We start from the raw sequence: 13,805 nt of genomic DNA, 5'->3' as shown, positions 1-13,805 counted from the left end.
TAAAACTAAACTATCAGGTCTGACCTCTTAATCTGGAGCCACTATGAACAAGGTTATCCCGCTGGTGACGCGCGAAGGCGATCGTATTGCGATCGTCGACGGTTTGCGTACGCCTTTCGCCAAACAAGCTACGGCCTTTCATGGCATTCCGGCGGTCGATTTAGGCAAAATGGTGGTGAGTGAGCTGTTGGCAAAAAGCGGTATCGACCCGAAAATCATCGATCAGCTGGTATTTGGTCAGGTGGTGCAGATGCCCGAAGCCCCTAATATTGCGCGCGAAATCGTACTGGGAACGGGCATGAGTGTTTCTACGGATGCTTACAGCGTGTCACGGGCCTGCGCCACCAGTTTTCAGGCGGTGGCAAACGTGGCCGAAAGTATTCTCAGTGGGACTATCGGTGTGGGCATTGCCGGCGGCGCAGACTCCTCATCGGTGCTACCGATTGGCGTGAGTAAGCGTCTGGCCCGCACGCTGGTGGACGTCAGTAAAGCCCGTACGTTGTCACAGCGCCTGGCATTGTTCAGTAAACTGAAGTTCCGTGACCTGCTGCCGGTACCGCCAGCGGTTGCCGAATATTCAACCGGGCTGCGGATGGGGGATACCGCCGAGCAAATGGCGAAATCTCACGGCATCACCCGTCAGCAGCAGGACGAACTGGCACACCGTTCGCATTCACTGGCGGCACTGGCCTGGGAAAATGGTTATCTCAATGCGCAGGTGATGACCGCGCAGGTTCCGCCGTACCGCGAGGTACTGCAAAAAGACAACAATATTCGCATGGATTCCGAACTGGCCCAGTATGCCAGGCTGCGTCCGGCTTTCGACCGTCGCCACGGCACAGTCACGGCAGCGACCAGCACGCCTTTGACGGACGGTGCCGCTGCCGTGCTGATGATGAGCGAATCACGGGCGCGTGAACTGGGCCTGCGACCGCTGGGTTACCTGAAAAGTTTTGCTTTTGCTGCCATCGACGTTTGGGAAGATATGTTGCTCGGCCCTGCGTATGCCACACCGCTGGCCCTTGACCGCGCGGGGCTGACACTTGCCGATATGGACTTAATTGACATGCACGAAGCTTTTGCCGCACAAACGCTGGCAAACATTAAAATGTTTGCCAGCGAGTCATTTGCCCGGGAAAAACTAGGTCGTCCGCAGGCCATCGGTGAAATCGATTGGGATAAGTTCAACGTTCTTGGGGGTTCACTGGCCTACGGACATCCCTTTGCCGCTACGGGCGCACGAATGATAACGCAGACGTTGCATGAACTTCGCCGTCGTGGCGGGCGTTTCGGGTTGACCACGGCCTGTGCGGCAGGCGGGTTGGGCGCAGCCATGATCCTGGAGGCAGCAGAATGAGTGACGAGATTATTACTGTTGAAACAGCCAAGGCTTCAGCCTTTACGCTGGCATTTACCGACCAGCATGTGGGGATAATCACTATTGATGTTCCCGGTGAAAAGGTAAACACCTTAAAAGCTGAATTTGTTGAGCAAATCTGCGCTATTTTGCAAAAAGCTCAGCAATACCCGCAGCTGAAAGGGTTAGTGCTTATTTCTGGCAAAGTTGACTCTTTTATTGCTGGCGCTGATATCAGCATGATTGGCGGTTGCAAAACAGCGGCAGAGGCCAGCAGTCTGGCGCAAAAAGGCCAGTCGGTCATGTCCCATATTTCGGCGTTTTCAGTGCCGGTGGTGGCCGCTATTCATGGTGCCTGTCTGGGGGGCGGGCTGGAACTGGCATTGGCCTGCCACGCTCGCATCTGTTCACTGGATGACAAAACCCAGCTTGGGCTGCCGGAAGTGCAGCTTGGCTTGCTGCCGGGGTCGGGTGGAACACAACGGCTTCCCCGGTTGATTGGTGCGCCCAAAGCGCTGGATATGATGCTGACGGGTCGCAGTATTCGTGCGAAGCAGGCACAGAAAATGGGCCTGGTGGACGATGCTGTTCCGCAGGCGATATTGCTACAAACTGCGCTGGAACGTGTGGCTCTTGGGCGCCAACCCCGCGCTCCGCTGCCGTGGCAGGCACGTCTGGTGGGCGGCCCTCTGGGCAAAGCCCTGCTGTTCCACTTCGTCCGTAAACAGACCCGGGCCAAAACGCAGGGTAACTACCCGGCGACGGAAAAAATTATCGACGTGGTGAGTAACGGGCTGGATCACGGCCGCGCCAGTGGATATCAGGCCGAGGCAACGGCGTTTGGCGAACTGGTGATGACACCACAATCGGCAGCACTTCGCGGTCTGTTCTTTGCCTCCACTGCATTGAAAAAAGAGCGCGGTGCCGATGCAGAACCGTTGCCATTGAAGCGCATTGGTATTCTCGGCGGAGGCCTGATGGGCGGGGGGATCGCCAATGTAACCGCCACGCGTGCAGGCTTGCCGGTGCGTATAAAAGACATTAACCAGGAAGGGATCCGTCATGCACTGAAATACAGCTGGGATCTGCTGGAGAAACGGGTACGTCGCGGGCGGCTGAAACGTAGCGAACAGCAACGGCAGATGATGCTTATCTCGGGTACTACTGACTTCAGTGGGTTTGAGCGGGTTGATCTGGTGATTGAGGCGGTATTTGAAGATCTGTCGCTGAAACAACAGATGGTTGCAGAGAGTGAGCATTATGCGTCCCGGCACACTATTTTCGCTTCGAACACCTCTTCTTTGCCGATACATGCGATTGCAGCCAACGCAGCCAGACCTGAACAGGTCATTGGTCTGCACTTTTTCAGCCCGGTTGATAAAATGCCGCTGGTTGAGGTGATCCCTCATGCCGGAACCAGTGAACAGACTATTTCCACCACGGTGGCATTGGCGAAAAAACAGGGAAAAACCGCCATTGTGGTCGGTGATAGCGCCGGGTTCTACGTTAATCGTATTCTTGCTCCTTACATTAACGAAGCGACGCGCTGTTTACTCGAAGGCGAGCCTGTTGAACATATCGACAGCGCGTTGATGAACTTTGGCTTCCCGGTGGGACCGTTACAGCTGTTGGATGAAGTTGGGATCGACGTCGGCACTAAAATCATCCCCATTCTGGTTGAATCCCTGGGGCCGCGTTTTGCTGCGCCACCCGCGCTAGATGCGGTGCTTAAAGATGACCGCAAGGGCCGTAAAAACGGCAAAGGGTTCTATCTTTACGCGCCAAAAGGTCGACAGAAGAGAAAACAAGCCGATCCGGCCATCTATCGCTTGTTGAATGTGACGCCTAAGCAGCAGCAAGGCGCCGAACAGATTGCCCGTCGTTGCGTGATGATTATGCTCAATGAAGCCGTGCGCTGTCTGGATGAGCATGTGTTGCGCAGTGCGCGTGATGGTGATATTGGCGCAGTCTTCGGGATTGGTTTCCCGCCATTCCTTGGTGGTCCGTTCCGTTACATCGACCAGTTGGGCGCTGCCTCAGTAGTGCAAACTTTGCAAGGTTTGCAACAGCACTATGGCGAGCATTTTGCGCCTTGTGCCGGATTGATCAGCCGTGCACAGGAAGGTCGTTCTTTCTACGATCAGTCATTGCCAGCAGAATAAAAGCGCATCATTCTGTGACGTGTATCACGGTGTTAAGGGCTTTTTCGCGGGAATGTGGAACATATAGTGCTTTCGAGCATAATACATCAATACGGAATTCATTTTTGCTAACGGCAAAGTCGCTTGCCACCAAATCGGCAAGCGTTTGAAAAATCGCCACTCTGTTTAATAAATAAGCCAAGTGATTTACAAGCGGTATCAGTTGATGTAAAAAACAGCGTTTTCTTTATGTGAATTTTTCAGGCAGAATGCCCGCCCGCCATTAAAGAGACGGCGCGTCAGGTAGCTGTGGTACATGCAGTTGTCCTGCAAGCTTTCCCCGGAAAGCATTGGGCAGAGGGTGATACAGCACGCGAGGCGTTTCTGTATAGCGCTATTTTTGTTAACAAAAGCGGTGCAATATGCAAGTTGTAATTATGCGTCACGGTGATGCAGCTCTTGAAGCGGCCAGCGATTCGGCCAGACCACTGACCGATTGTGGATGTGACGAAACAGTACATATGGCGGCGTGGCTGAAAGCCCGTTCGGTCAATATTCAGCGTGTTTTGGTCAGCCCGTATTTACGTGCCCAGCAGACGCTGGAGAAAATGCGTCACACGTTGGTGTTACCTGCGGAGAGTGACGTTCTGAAAGAGTTGACGCCGGGTGGCGATCCTGCCGCAGTGGCGCAGGAACTGCTGGCACTGGCGGCTGAAGGTATCGCTTCTGTGCTGGTGGTATCGCACTTGCCTTTGGTGGGTTATCTGGTGGCAGAATTATGCCCGGGTATCAGTCCGCCTATGTTTGCAACCTCAGCCATGGCAAGCGTAGAGCTTGATGCTAAAACCGGCAAAGGGACGTTTGACTGGCAGTTCAGCCCTTGCCAGGTGATGGCTAAGGTCTGAGGTAGTTCAGGTATCTGACTTGCTTGAATGAGCAGTTGTTTTAATGAATAACTGGCCGGATACCCGATGAAGAGAAAGGCGCAGCTTGCTGTGCCTTTTTGCTTTCTGGCTTTCGGCTTGCAGCGTTATTGCAACTTATCATCCAGCTCGATTAACACCAGCAGCGCGGCGGTTCCGCCCAGCTCTTTCGGTGCCTGATGAAATGCCTGCACATCCGGGTGTTGCGCCAGCCACAACGGTGTCTGTTGCTTGAGAACATGCTTACCGTGCCCATGCATCACGCAGGCACAGTGCACATGCTCACGACGACAGGCAGCAATCAGCGCCCCCAGTTCTAGCTTTGCTTCGCGCTGGGTCAGACCGTGTAAATCGAGAAACAGTTCAGGCGAATAATCCCCACGACGCAGCTTCTTCAGCTCAAAATGGCTGACATCGGGCCGCGTATGCCGCACCGGCCCCTCTTCTTGTAGCATTGGCTGAAACTCATCGGAGAAGTAATAGCTGGCGTCCACCTGCTCCTGAAGCAATTTTTTGGGGGATATTACCGTCACCTTTTTACGCAATGGCCGATGGGTGATGGTGTCATTTTGCAGGCGCTTGGTGCCTGGCACGGCTTCGCGAAAGAGGGCCTTCTCCCCGGGGCTCAGCGCATGTTTTTTCTTCATAGATTCGTCATCATTCTTAGGTCATTTCAACAGTGTACCTGCGCATGTCACTTCATATAAAGGAAACTCCGACTTATATTCTCCAGCACATCGGGTAAGAACGCGCTATAGCTGCTGATTTGTGGCGGGCTTCATGGCAAACTATGTGCCAAACGATGCACTGTAAACCCATGCACTGTAAACCCATGCACTGTAAATCCATAGTTAAGCACTTGTTAAATGACTGCGTGCCGTCAGGAGAGAAAATTGGACAAAATATTCGTCGATGAAGCAGTCAGTGAGCTTCACACTATCCAGGATATGATTCGGTGGACCGTCAGTCGCCTGAACGCTGCAAATGTGTACTATGGTCATGGTACAGATAATCCCTGGGACGAGGCAGTTCAGCTGGTATTACCCAGCGTGTATTTGCCGCTAGATATTCCTGAGGACATGCACTCTGCCCGCCTGACCTCCAGCGAGCGCCATCGTATTATTGAGCGGGTGATCCGCCGCGTAAACGAACGCGTACCGGTTGCCTATCTGACCAATAAAGCCTGGTTCTGTGGCATGGAGTTCTACGTTGATGAGCGCGTGCTGGTCCCGCGTTCGCCAATTGGGGAGCTTATCAACAACCGCTTTTCCGGCATTTTGCACGACAAACCACAACACATTCTTGATATGTGCACCGGCAGCGGATGTATTGCTATCGCCTGCGCTTACGCTTATCCGGAAACGGAGGTCGATGCAGTCGATATCTCTTCTGATGCACTGGCGGTCGCCGAGCAAAACATTGAGGCGCACGGTATTGAGCACTGGGTTACGCCTATTCGCTCCGATTTGTTCCGTGATTTGCCTGCGCTACAGTACGACCTGATTGTGACTAACCCGCCGTATGTGGATGAAGATGACATGTCAGACTTGCCACAGGAGTATCGCCATGAACCTGAACTTGGTTTGGCCTCTGGCAGCGACGGTCTGAAGCTGACGCGCCGTATTCTCTCCTGCGCACCAGACTACCTGACCGATGACGGCGTGCTGATTTGTGAAGTGGGTAACAGCATGGTACACCTGATAGATCAGTATCCTGATATTCCGTTTACCTGGCTGGAGTTCGAGAACGGCGGTGACGGCGTGTTCATGCTCACTAAACGGCAACTGCTTGATTGTGCAACACACTTTAAAATGTTCCGCGACTGAACCGGAACTCACTGATTACCCAAAAATAACTGGAGTTGCATCAAGGCGGCAAATCTCGATGAGCTTGGCCCACCAAGTGATTTGGGTGAGTAAGCGCAGCTAACGCCGATGCCGCTTCAAGTATGAAGGGTAAAACCATTAACTCAACATGTAAGGAGCCGTGATGGCAGGGAACAGTATTGGGCAGTTTTTCCGCGTCACCACCTTTGGTGAATCCCACGGCGTAGCGCTGGGTTGTATCATTGACGGCGTACCTCCGGGGATCCCGTTGACCGAAGCCGATCTGCAGCACGATCTCGACAGACGCCGTCCGGGCACCTCGCGCTATACCACCCAGCGCCGTGAAGCCGACGAAGTTAAAATTCTCTCCGGCGTATTCGAGGGGATTACCACCGGCACCAGCATCGGTCTAACCATTCAGAATACTGACCAGCGTTCGCAAGACTACAGCGCCATCAAAGACGTATTCCGTCCGGGTCATGCCGATTACACCTATGAGCAGAAATATGGCGTGCGCGACTATCGCGGCGGCGGTCGTTCTTCTGCGCGTGAAACGGCGATGCGCGTGGCAGCCGGTGCCGTTGCCAAGAAGTATCTGGCACAGAAATTTGGTGTGAAAGTGCGCGGCTATCTGGCGCAGATTGGTGATGTCACCTGCGAGCTAAAAGACTGGGATCTGGTGGAAACCAACCCGTTCTTCTGCCCGGATGAATCCAAGCTGGAAGCGCTTGATGAACTGATGCGTGAGCTAAAAAAAGCCGGCGACTCAGTGGGTGCCAAAATCACAGTCATCGCTGAAAATGTCCCGACGGGTTTGGGTGAACCGGTATTTGACCGTCTGGATGCGGATATCGCCCATGCGCTGATGAGCATCAATGCGGTGAAAGGTGTGGAGATTGGCGATGGTTTTGCCGTAGTCAATAAACGTGGCAGTGAAAATCGCGATGAAATCACCCCGCAGGGTTTCGAGAGTAACCACGCAGGGGGGATTCTTGGCGGCATCAGCAGCGGCCAGCCGGTGATTGCACACCTTGCGCTGAAACCCACGTCGAGCATTACCGTGCCTGGACGAACTATCAATCGTGAAGGCGAGCAGGTAGAGATGATCACTAAAGGTCGTCATGATCCTTGCGTGGGTATCCGCGCCGTACCGATTGCTGAAGCGATGATGGCGATTGTGCTGATGGATCATCTGCTGCGCCAGCGTGCGCAAAATGGTGATGTTCATTCAGATGTTCCACGCTGGTAAACCTGAGATGAAATCTGCACTGATGTCATTCAACCTGTTCAAAAATGCCAGCACAGGTCTGCTGGCACTGGCGCTTTGCGCGCCGGCCATCGCGGTAACGCCCTGGCAAAAAATCACCCAACCGATCCCCGGCTCACCGCAGGCCATTGGCGGCTTCGCCAACGGCTGCCAGATTGGCGCACACCCGTTACCGCTTAACTCACCGGACTATCAGGTGATGCGCACCGATCAGCGGCGCTATTTCGGTCAGCCCGATCTGCTGGCTTTTATCAAACGTCTGGGGATTCAGGCCAATGATAAAGGTCTCGGTACGGTGCTAATTGGTGATATGGCGATGCCGGCCGGTGGGCGTTTCAGCAGTGGTCACGCCAGCCATCAATCCGGTCTGGATGTGGATATTTGGCTGCAACTGCCGCGCCAGCGCTGGAGCGAGCAGATGCTGCTCAAACCTCAGCCTATCGATCTGGTGAATGCAGATGGGAAAACGGTGAATCAGCGTCAATGGCAACCGCGCATTGAAACGTTGATCAAACTTGCCGCGCAGGACAGCGATGTGACGCGTATTTTCGTCAATCCGGCCATCAAGCAACAGCTCTGTGCTGATGCGGGCAGTGACCGTGAATGGTTGCATAAAGTCCGTCCTTGGTTTGGCCATCGTGCGCATATGCATGTGCGTCTGAGCTGCCCGGCTGGCAGTCTTGAATGTCTGGATCAGGCCCCGCCGCCGCCAGGAGATGGTTGTGGCGCTGAGTTGCAAAGCTGGTTCCTGCCGCCGAAACCAGGTAGCGGAACGCCAGTGAAAAAAGAGCCGCCACCGTTACCGCCGTTATGCCAGGCTCTGCTGGATAAGCACGTTCTTTAATGTTTTTCCGCCACGGACAGAGAGATTGAGAGAGAAATGGATTGGTTGATTGTTGCCCCATGGGCAGTAGGCGTTCTGTTTTTAGTGGCTGTAGTGGCGGGATTTATTGATTCTATTGCGGGTGGCGGTGGACTTATCAGTTTGCCTGCGCTGCTGGCTGCAGGGATCTCCCCGGCCCAGGCGATTGCCACCAACAAGCTTTCAGCCGTTGGTGGTTCCTTCTCAGCCAGCCTGTATTTTGTTCGCCGCGGGGTGGTGGATCTTAACGAGCAGAAGCTGAATATTGCTTGTACGTTCGTGGGTGCCGTGCTGGGTGCGATTTTGATCCAGCGTTTGCAGGCCGACATGCTGCGACAGATCTTGCCGCTGTTGATCATCTGTATCGGGCTGTACTTCCTGCTCACGCCAAGATTGGGTGAAAATGACCGTCAGCGGCGTCTGTCAGCTTTACCCTATGCGCTGGTTGGCGGCGGTTGTGTGGGCTTTTACGATGGTTTTTTCGGTCCCGGTGCCGGTTCTTTCTACGCGTTGGGCTTTGTGACGCTGTGTGGTTTCAATCTGGCGAAAGCCACGGCCCATGCCAAAGTGCTGAATTTTACCTCCAACGTTGGCGGTCTGCTGTTCTTCATCCTCGGCGGAAAAGTAATGTGGGGTGTGGGTTTCGTGATGATGGCGGGGCAGTTTCTCGGCGCACGAATAGGAGCCCGTATGGTGCTCAGCAAAGGGCAGAGGATGATTCGCCCGATGGTGGTGATAGTTTCAGTCGTGATGAGCTGCAAGTTGATTTATGACAGCCACGGCGCTGAAATTCACCAGTGGCTTACCCTGCATATTTGACGCTGCAGCCGCGTGGGTTGCAACTCCAACTATTTTGGGTAAGTTATCACTGATTTTTTCCGTATATGACTTGCCCAAGGTCATAAAATATAACGGTTAAACAGGGTTATATTGTCGCCCCAGATTTACTTACAGAGTTTCACCGCAATCATGTCTGATTCGACCGCAACACATAACTATCATCAATTGATCGAAATTTTTGATTCCTGTTTCTTTGAGGAATTCAACGTGCGCCTGGTGAAAGGCGACGACGAACCTATCTATTTACCGGCCGATGAGCAGGAAAAATTTAACCGTATCGTGTTTGCTCACGGCTATTACGCCAGCGGAATGCATGAGATTTCCCACTGGTGCGTTGCGGGCGCTGAACGCCACAAACTGGTGGATTTTGGTTACTGGTATTGCCCTGACGGACGTGACGCACAGACGCAAAGTGAATTCGAAAAAGTCGAGATTAAGCCTCAGTCCTATGAGTGGCTGTTTTGCGCCGCTGCCGGGTTCAGCTTTAACGTTAGTTGTGACAATTTGAGCGGCGATTGTGAGCCAGACCGGGTGGGTTTCCAGAATAAAGTGCGCAAAGAAGTGTTAAGAATGTTGCGCGAAGGTATCCCTGCTCGTCCGGCACGCTTTATAAAAGCGTTACAATTGTTTTACAATACCGCTCCACTGACGGCTGAGGATTTCCCTGCACTGCAGCCGCTTGAATGAATTTAAGAATATCGAAGAATTGAGGATGATTGATGATCGCAGAATTTGAAGCGCGGATTATGACGCTGATTGACGACATGGTTGAAAGCGCCAGTGATGACGAGCTGTTCGCCAGTGGTTATCTGCGAGGCCATCTGACCGTGGCGGTAGCCGATGCGGAAGAGCAGGGTGAGTACAGCATTGAAGGCTTGAAAGCACTGGTCCAGCAGGGGTTGGACAAAGCCATTCAGGCGGGTGAGCTTTCACCGCGTGACCAGGTTCTGGTGCTCGGTATGTGGGAAACGCTTTATCAGGCATCGCTGCCTGAAGATAAATAACTGCGTAGCATTCTTTTTGAAAACAACACGCTATTCTTGAAAACAAAGGGCCCTGCGGCCCTTTGTCATTTCAGACTTTTTCCTGAACCACCGGTTTGCCTTTTATTAGTTTGCGGATCCACATGCGGTTCGGATTGAGCGCAGCCAGCGTTTCGCTGTCGAGCGGCATAGGCTCTCCGGCGATTTGTGCTGCCAGGACTTCAGCTGCGAGCGGTGCGGAGCTTAGCCCGCGTGACCCCAACGCGCCGAGCAGAAAAAGATTGTGATGGCAGGGAGCATCAGCCACCGGCTGACCGCGTTTTACCGCGATATCCAGCTTCTTATATTCGGCTAGCGTGGCATCATAATCTGCAATCACACCCACCATCGGCAGATGGTCACGGGTCGCACAGCGTACGCCGTTACGTGCTTCACCTGTACTGACATTAACCTCGTGGGGCCACGCCACTGATGGAAGACAGTCAATCAGACGCTGGCGGTTCTGCTGTTGGTCGTCGTCACGATAATCGGTACATTTATCTGCGCGGTGATAACTCGCGCCGATACAGTGATGCTGATTAAGCGGATTCACCGGCGTCATATAACCGTCGTAGCACAATACCTGCTTGAGTTTTTGCAGCGTGGGTGTGGTAGGAATATGCGAAACCTGGCCGCTGACGGCGTAAACCGGCAGCATGGCACTTTGCGTGAAATCGGTGATATTAGCGCCGTTCGCCAGAACGACGCAGTCATGATGGGCCGCTGGCCCGTCGATGAAATCCATCTGCCAGCGCCGATCTTCGCCTAAGTGCAGTCCGCTGACCTGCTGATTGAGGTGTACGGTTAAACCCTGCCTTTCAGCCAAAGTAATCAGTTCTGTGGTCAGTTGCGCCGGGCACAGCCAGCCACCGAGTGGATAGCTGATACCGCCGTAACCGCACTCTAGCCCGCAAGCGTCAGTCAACGCCTGCTGCGACAATCCGGTTGCCAGATCTGACGGCCAACTGCCTGCAAGAATTTTGTCGATTTTCCCCTGACTTTTTGCATCAAACCCGAGCTGGCTGACACCGCACCATTGGTGGTCAAACGGCACACCCTGAGCGGCAATCGCCTGATACTGACGGCGGGCGAAGGTAAAAGCATGGGCAAAGAAACGTTCGAGGACGTCGTTTCTGCCATTGAGCAGCGGATAGAGCGCCCCCTGACGATTGCCTGATGCGCCTTTGGCCGGTTGTAGATCGGCACAATACAGTGTGACGGCATAATTACGCCGTAACAGTGCCAGCGCTAATACCGCACTGGCGACACCGCCACCAATAATGCCGATATTCGTGGTTTTTTCAGCGGCGGGGCGGCGATACCAGGGCGCAGTATGCGGCAAATCCAGCGGATTATTCATCACGCCGCTAAGTACGTGTTTTTTCTCACCGAACCCTTTCACTTTCCTGACGTCAAAACCTGCGTCTTGTAAACCGCGACGCACAAAACCGGCCACCGTAAAGGTCGCCAGCGTGCCCTGCGCGCGCGACAGGCGTGCCATGTTGATAAATACGTCGGCAGTCCACATATCTGGGTTTTTCGAGGGAGCAAAGCCGTCTAAAAACCAGGCGTCGATTTGCTGATTCATGCTGCTGTCACATGCCGGAAGCAGGCTGGCAACATCGCCAAACCACAGGTCAAGTGTCACCCGACCGCCATCAAACAGCAGACGGTGGCAACCGGAAAATGGCAGTGGCCACTGTTCGGTAAGCTTTGCGGCATATGCCGCAAGTTCTGGCCAGCGTGCCAGGGCGGCCATCAGGTCGGAGGCCGACAGCGGAAATTTTTCAAAGCTGATGAAATGCAGGCGTTTTAAGGTCGCATCGGGCGTTTGCTGACGGAAGGTATCAAAGGCTTGCCACAGTGTAAGAAAGTTTAAACCGGTGCCAAATCCTGTCTCGGCTATCACGCATGCCGGGCGCGGGTGAGAGGTAAAACGTTCGGGAAAACCGTTGCCATTAAGGAAGACATGGCGTGTTTCCAGCAAGCCATCCTGGTTGGAAAAGTAGACGTCATCAAAATGTCGGGAAACAGGTGTACCCTGTTCATTCCAACTCAACTCGGCAGGCTGGATAGGGGAATGACTCACGTGAAACTCTCTCAGTTCAAGGCGATGCCGAAGTTTAACGGCGTGTTTGCCCTCGCGCAAATTTACTGCGATTTACACAAGGAATTGCTGATCGGACTTGTTCGGCGTACAACTGTACGCTAGAGTGCGTGACGAAATCCTGAATAGTTAGTTAAATAGTACAAGAGGTATTAAATGAAACGTGCAGTCATTACTGGCCTGGGTATTATCTCGAGCATTGGTAACAACAAGCAGGAAGTTCTGGCCTCTCTGAAGGAAGGGCGCTCTGGGATCACCTTCTCGCAAGAGTTGAAAGATGCCGGAATGCGTAGTCACGTCTGGGGTGGAGTGAAGTTAGACACTGCAGGGCTTATCGACCGCAAGATTGTGCGTTTCATGAGCGATGCTTCCATCTACGCTTACCTCTCCATGCAGCAGGCGATTGAAGACTCCGGTCTGACGCCAGAGATGGTTTCCAACGACCGTACTGGTCTTATCGTCGGTTCTGGCGGCGGCTCTCCGCGTAACCAGGTTGCCGGTTCTGATGGCATGCGTGCCAAAGGCCTCAAAGGCGTTGGCCCGTACATGGTGACCAAAGCGATGGCATCCGGTGTTTCTGCCTGTCTGGCAACCCCGTTCAAAATCCGTGGTGTTAACTATTCCATCAGCTCTGCCTGCTCGACCTCTGCCCACTGTATTGGTAACGCGGTAGAGATGATCCAACTGGGCAAGCAGGATGTCGTATTTGCTGGCGGCGGCGAAGAGCTGTGCTGGGAAATGGCTTGTGAATTCGATGCAATGGGCGCACTTTCTACCCGTTACAACGACACGCCTGAAAAAGCGTCCCGCACTTACGATCAGAATCGCGACGGTTTCGTCATTGCTGGCGGTGGCGGTATTATGGTGGTTGAAGAACTGGAACATGCTCTGGCACGTGGCGCGCATATCTACGCTGAAATCGTGGGCTACGGCGCAACGTCTGACGGTGCTGACATGGTGGCTCCATCCGGTGAAGGTGCAGTGCGTTGCATGAGAATGGCAATGAAGGGCGTGGATACTCCAATCGATTACATTAACGTCCACGGTACTTCTACACCGGTTGGGGATGTGAAAGAACTGGGTGCTATCCGTGAAGTATTTGGCGAAAAAACGCCTGCGATCTCTTCAACCAAAGCCATGACCGGTCACTCTCTGGGTGCCGCTGGTGTGCACGAGGCGATTTACACCGTGCTGATGGCTGAATACGGCTTTATCGCGCCAAGCATCAACATCGAAAACCTCGATGAAGCAGCAGAAGGCATGGACATCGTGACAAAGCCAACTCAGCGTGAACTGACAACGGTAATGACCAATAGCTTCGGCTTCGGTGGTACCAATGCCACGCTGGTGATGCGTAAGATGAAAAACGACCAGTAATTCCTGTCGTTAAGTTTGAAAAAAGCCTGCTTGCGAGCGGGCTTTTTTACGTCTGTGCTTTTTACCTTCGGTTAAATCTCAAC

12 protein-coding genes are annotated in these 13,805 nt (G+C 53.5%); 10 read left to right on the top strand and 2 right to left on the bottom strand.

What is annotated here, in order from left to right; genetic code table 11:
• Nucleotides 1-43: 43 nt before the first annotated feature.
• The 3 genes from fadI (at nucleotide 44) to sixA (ending at nucleotide 4,403) form a co-directional block, all read left to right on the top strand.
• On the top strand, nucleotides 44-1,357 hold the full coding sequence (fadI, locus tag ACMV8I_RS15340) for an acetyl-CoA C-acyltransferase FadI (RefSeq protein ID WP_498866079.1): 1,314 nt from the start codon (nucleotides 44-46) through the stop codon (nucleotides 1,355-1,357).
• Nucleotides 1,354-3,519: a fatty acid oxidation complex subunit alpha FadJ gene (fadJ, locus tag ACMV8I_RS15335; protein ID WP_498866078.1), complete on the top strand. Its 2,166-nt coding sequence runs from the start codon at nucleotides 1,354-1,356 to the stop codon at nucleotides 3,517-3,519. Before fadI ends, fadJ begins: the two co-directional genes overlap by 4 nt.
• 401 nt (nucleotides 3,520-3,920) lie before the next feature.
• On the top strand, nucleotides 3,921-4,403 hold the full coding sequence (gene sixA, locus ACMV8I_RS15330) for a phosphohistidine phosphatase SixA (protein ID WP_498866077.1): 483 nt from the start codon (nucleotides 3,921-3,923) through the stop codon (nucleotides 4,401-4,403).
• Nucleotides 4,404-4,528: 125 nt separating this feature from the next.
• Here sixA and smrB read toward each other — a convergent pair whose 3' ends face one another.
• Nucleotides 4,529-5,068, bottom strand: a complete 540-nt coding sequence (gene smrB / locus ACMV8I_RS15325; RefSeq protein WP_498866076.1) for an endonuclease SmrB — start codon at nucleotides 5,066-5,068, stop codon at nucleotides 4,529-4,531.
• Between the two features lie 246 nt (nucleotides 5,069-5,314).
• Here smrB and prmB point away from each other — a divergent pair, with 246 nt between their 5' ends.
• The 6 genes from prmB (at nucleotide 5,315) to ACMV8I_RS15295 (ending at nucleotide 10,220) form a co-directional block, all read left to right on the top strand.
• Nucleotides 5,315-6,247, top strand: coding sequence for a 50S ribosomal protein L3 N(5)-glutamine methyltransferase (prmB, locus tag ACMV8I_RS15320; protein ID WP_498866075.1), 933 nt, complete (start codon nucleotides 5,315-5,317; stop codon nucleotides 6,245-6,247).
• Between the two features lie 163 nt (nucleotides 6,248-6,410).
• Nucleotides 6,411-7,496, top strand: a complete 1,086-nt coding sequence (gene aroC, locus ACMV8I_RS15315; protein WP_498866074.1) for a chorismate synthase — start codon at nucleotides 6,411-6,413, stop codon at nucleotides 7,494-7,496.
• A gap of 7 nt (nucleotides 7,497-7,503) precedes the next feature.
• Nucleotides 7,504-8,358 carry a penicillin-insensitive murein endopeptidase gene (gene mepA / locus ACMV8I_RS15310; protein WP_498866073.1) on the top strand — a complete coding sequence of 285 codons (855 nt, stop codon included), beginning with the start codon at nucleotides 7,504-7,506 and terminating at the stop codon, nucleotides 8,356-8,358.
• Between the two features lie 36 nt (nucleotides 8,359-8,394).
• Nucleotides 8,395-9,195 (top strand): sulfite exporter TauE/SafE family protein, encoded by an 801-nt coding sequence (locus ACMV8I_RS15305; RefSeq protein WP_498866072.1) that lies wholly within the window; start codon nucleotides 8,395-8,397, stop codon nucleotides 9,193-9,195.
• A gap of 150 nt (nucleotides 9,196-9,345) precedes the next feature.
• Nucleotides 9,346-9,903 carry an elongation factor P hydroxylase gene (locus tag ACMV8I_RS15300; RefSeq protein WP_498866071.1) on the top strand — a complete coding sequence of 186 codons (558 nt, stop codon included), beginning with the start codon at nucleotides 9,346-9,348 and terminating at the stop codon, nucleotides 9,901-9,903.
• Between the two features lie 32 nt (nucleotides 9,904-9,935).
• Entirely contained in the window at nucleotides 9,936-10,220 is a 285-nt protein-coding gene (locus tag ACMV8I_RS15295; protein ID WP_498866070.1) for a YfcL family protein, read from the top strand.
• Nucleotides 10,221-10,290: 70 nt separating this feature from the next.
• Here ACMV8I_RS15295 and mnmC read toward each other — a convergent pair whose 3' ends face one another.
• Nucleotides 10,291-12,327 (bottom strand): bifunctional tRNA (5-methylaminomethyl-2-thiouridine)(34)-methyltransferase MnmC2/FAD-dependent 5-carboxymethylaminomethyl-2-thiouridine(34) oxidoreductase MnmC1, encoded by a 2,037-nt coding sequence (mnmC, locus tag ACMV8I_RS15290; protein WP_498866069.1) that lies wholly within the window; start codon nucleotides 12,325-12,327, stop codon nucleotides 10,291-10,293.
• Nucleotides 12,328-12,501: 174 nt separating this feature from the next.
• Between mnmC and fabB the strand changes: the two genes are divergently transcribed.
• Complete coding sequence (gene fabB, locus ACMV8I_RS15285; protein ID WP_498866068.1) at nucleotides 12,502-13,722, top strand: beta-ketoacyl-ACP synthase I; 1,221 nt, start codon at nucleotides 12,502-12,504, stop codon at nucleotides 13,720-13,722.
• Nucleotides 13,723-13,805: the final 83 nt, after the last annotated feature.

This window comes from Ewingella sp. S1.OA.A_B6 (assembly GCF_049889095.1).
Classification (GTDB): domain Bacteria; phylum Pseudomonadota; class Gammaproteobacteria; order Enterobacterales; family Enterobacteriaceae; genus Ewingella.
The sequence above is the reverse complement of the archived record's forward strand: the minus strand, read 5'-3'. Positions and strand labels throughout refer to the sequence as shown.

Bases quoted from the DNA above. Each gene is read 5' to 3' on its own strand.
- fadI (WP_498866079.1), top strand. From the start codon at position 44: ATGAACAAGGTTATCCCGCTGGTGACGCGCGAAGGCGATCGTATTGCG.
- aroC (WP_498866074.1), top strand. From the start codon at position 6,411: ATGGCAGGGAACAGTATTGGGCAGTTTTTCCGCGTCACCACCTTTGGT.
- ACMV8I_RS15295 (WP_498866070.1), top strand. From the start codon at position 9,936: ATGATCGCAGAATTTGAAGCGCGGATTATGACGCTGATTGACGACATG.
- ACMV8I_RS15300 (WP_498866071.1), top strand. From the start codon at position 9,346: ATGTCTGATTCGACCGCAACACATAACTATCATCAATTGATCGAAATT.
- mepA (WP_498866073.1), top strand. From the start codon at position 7,504: ATGAAATCTGCACTGATGTCATTCAACCTGTTCAAAAATGCCAGCACA.
- fabB (WP_498866068.1), top strand. From the start codon at position 12,502: ATGAAACGTGCAGTCATTACTGGCCTGGGTATTATCTCGAGCATTGGT.
- fadJ (WP_498866078.1), top strand. From the start codon at position 1,354: ATGAGTGACGAGATTATTACTGTTGAAACAGCCAAGGCTTCAGCCTTT.
- ACMV8I_RS15305 (WP_498866072.1), top strand. From the start codon at position 8,395: ATGGATTGGTTGATTGTTGCCCCATGGGCAGTAGGCGTTCTGTTTTTA.
- sixA (WP_498866077.1), top strand. From the start codon at position 3,921: ATGCAAGTTGTAATTATGCGTCACGGTGATGCAGCTCTTGAAGCGGCC.
- smrB (WP_498866076.1), bottom strand. From the start codon at position 5,068: ATGAAGAAAAAACATGCGCTGAGCCCCGGGGAGAAGGCCCTCTTTCGC.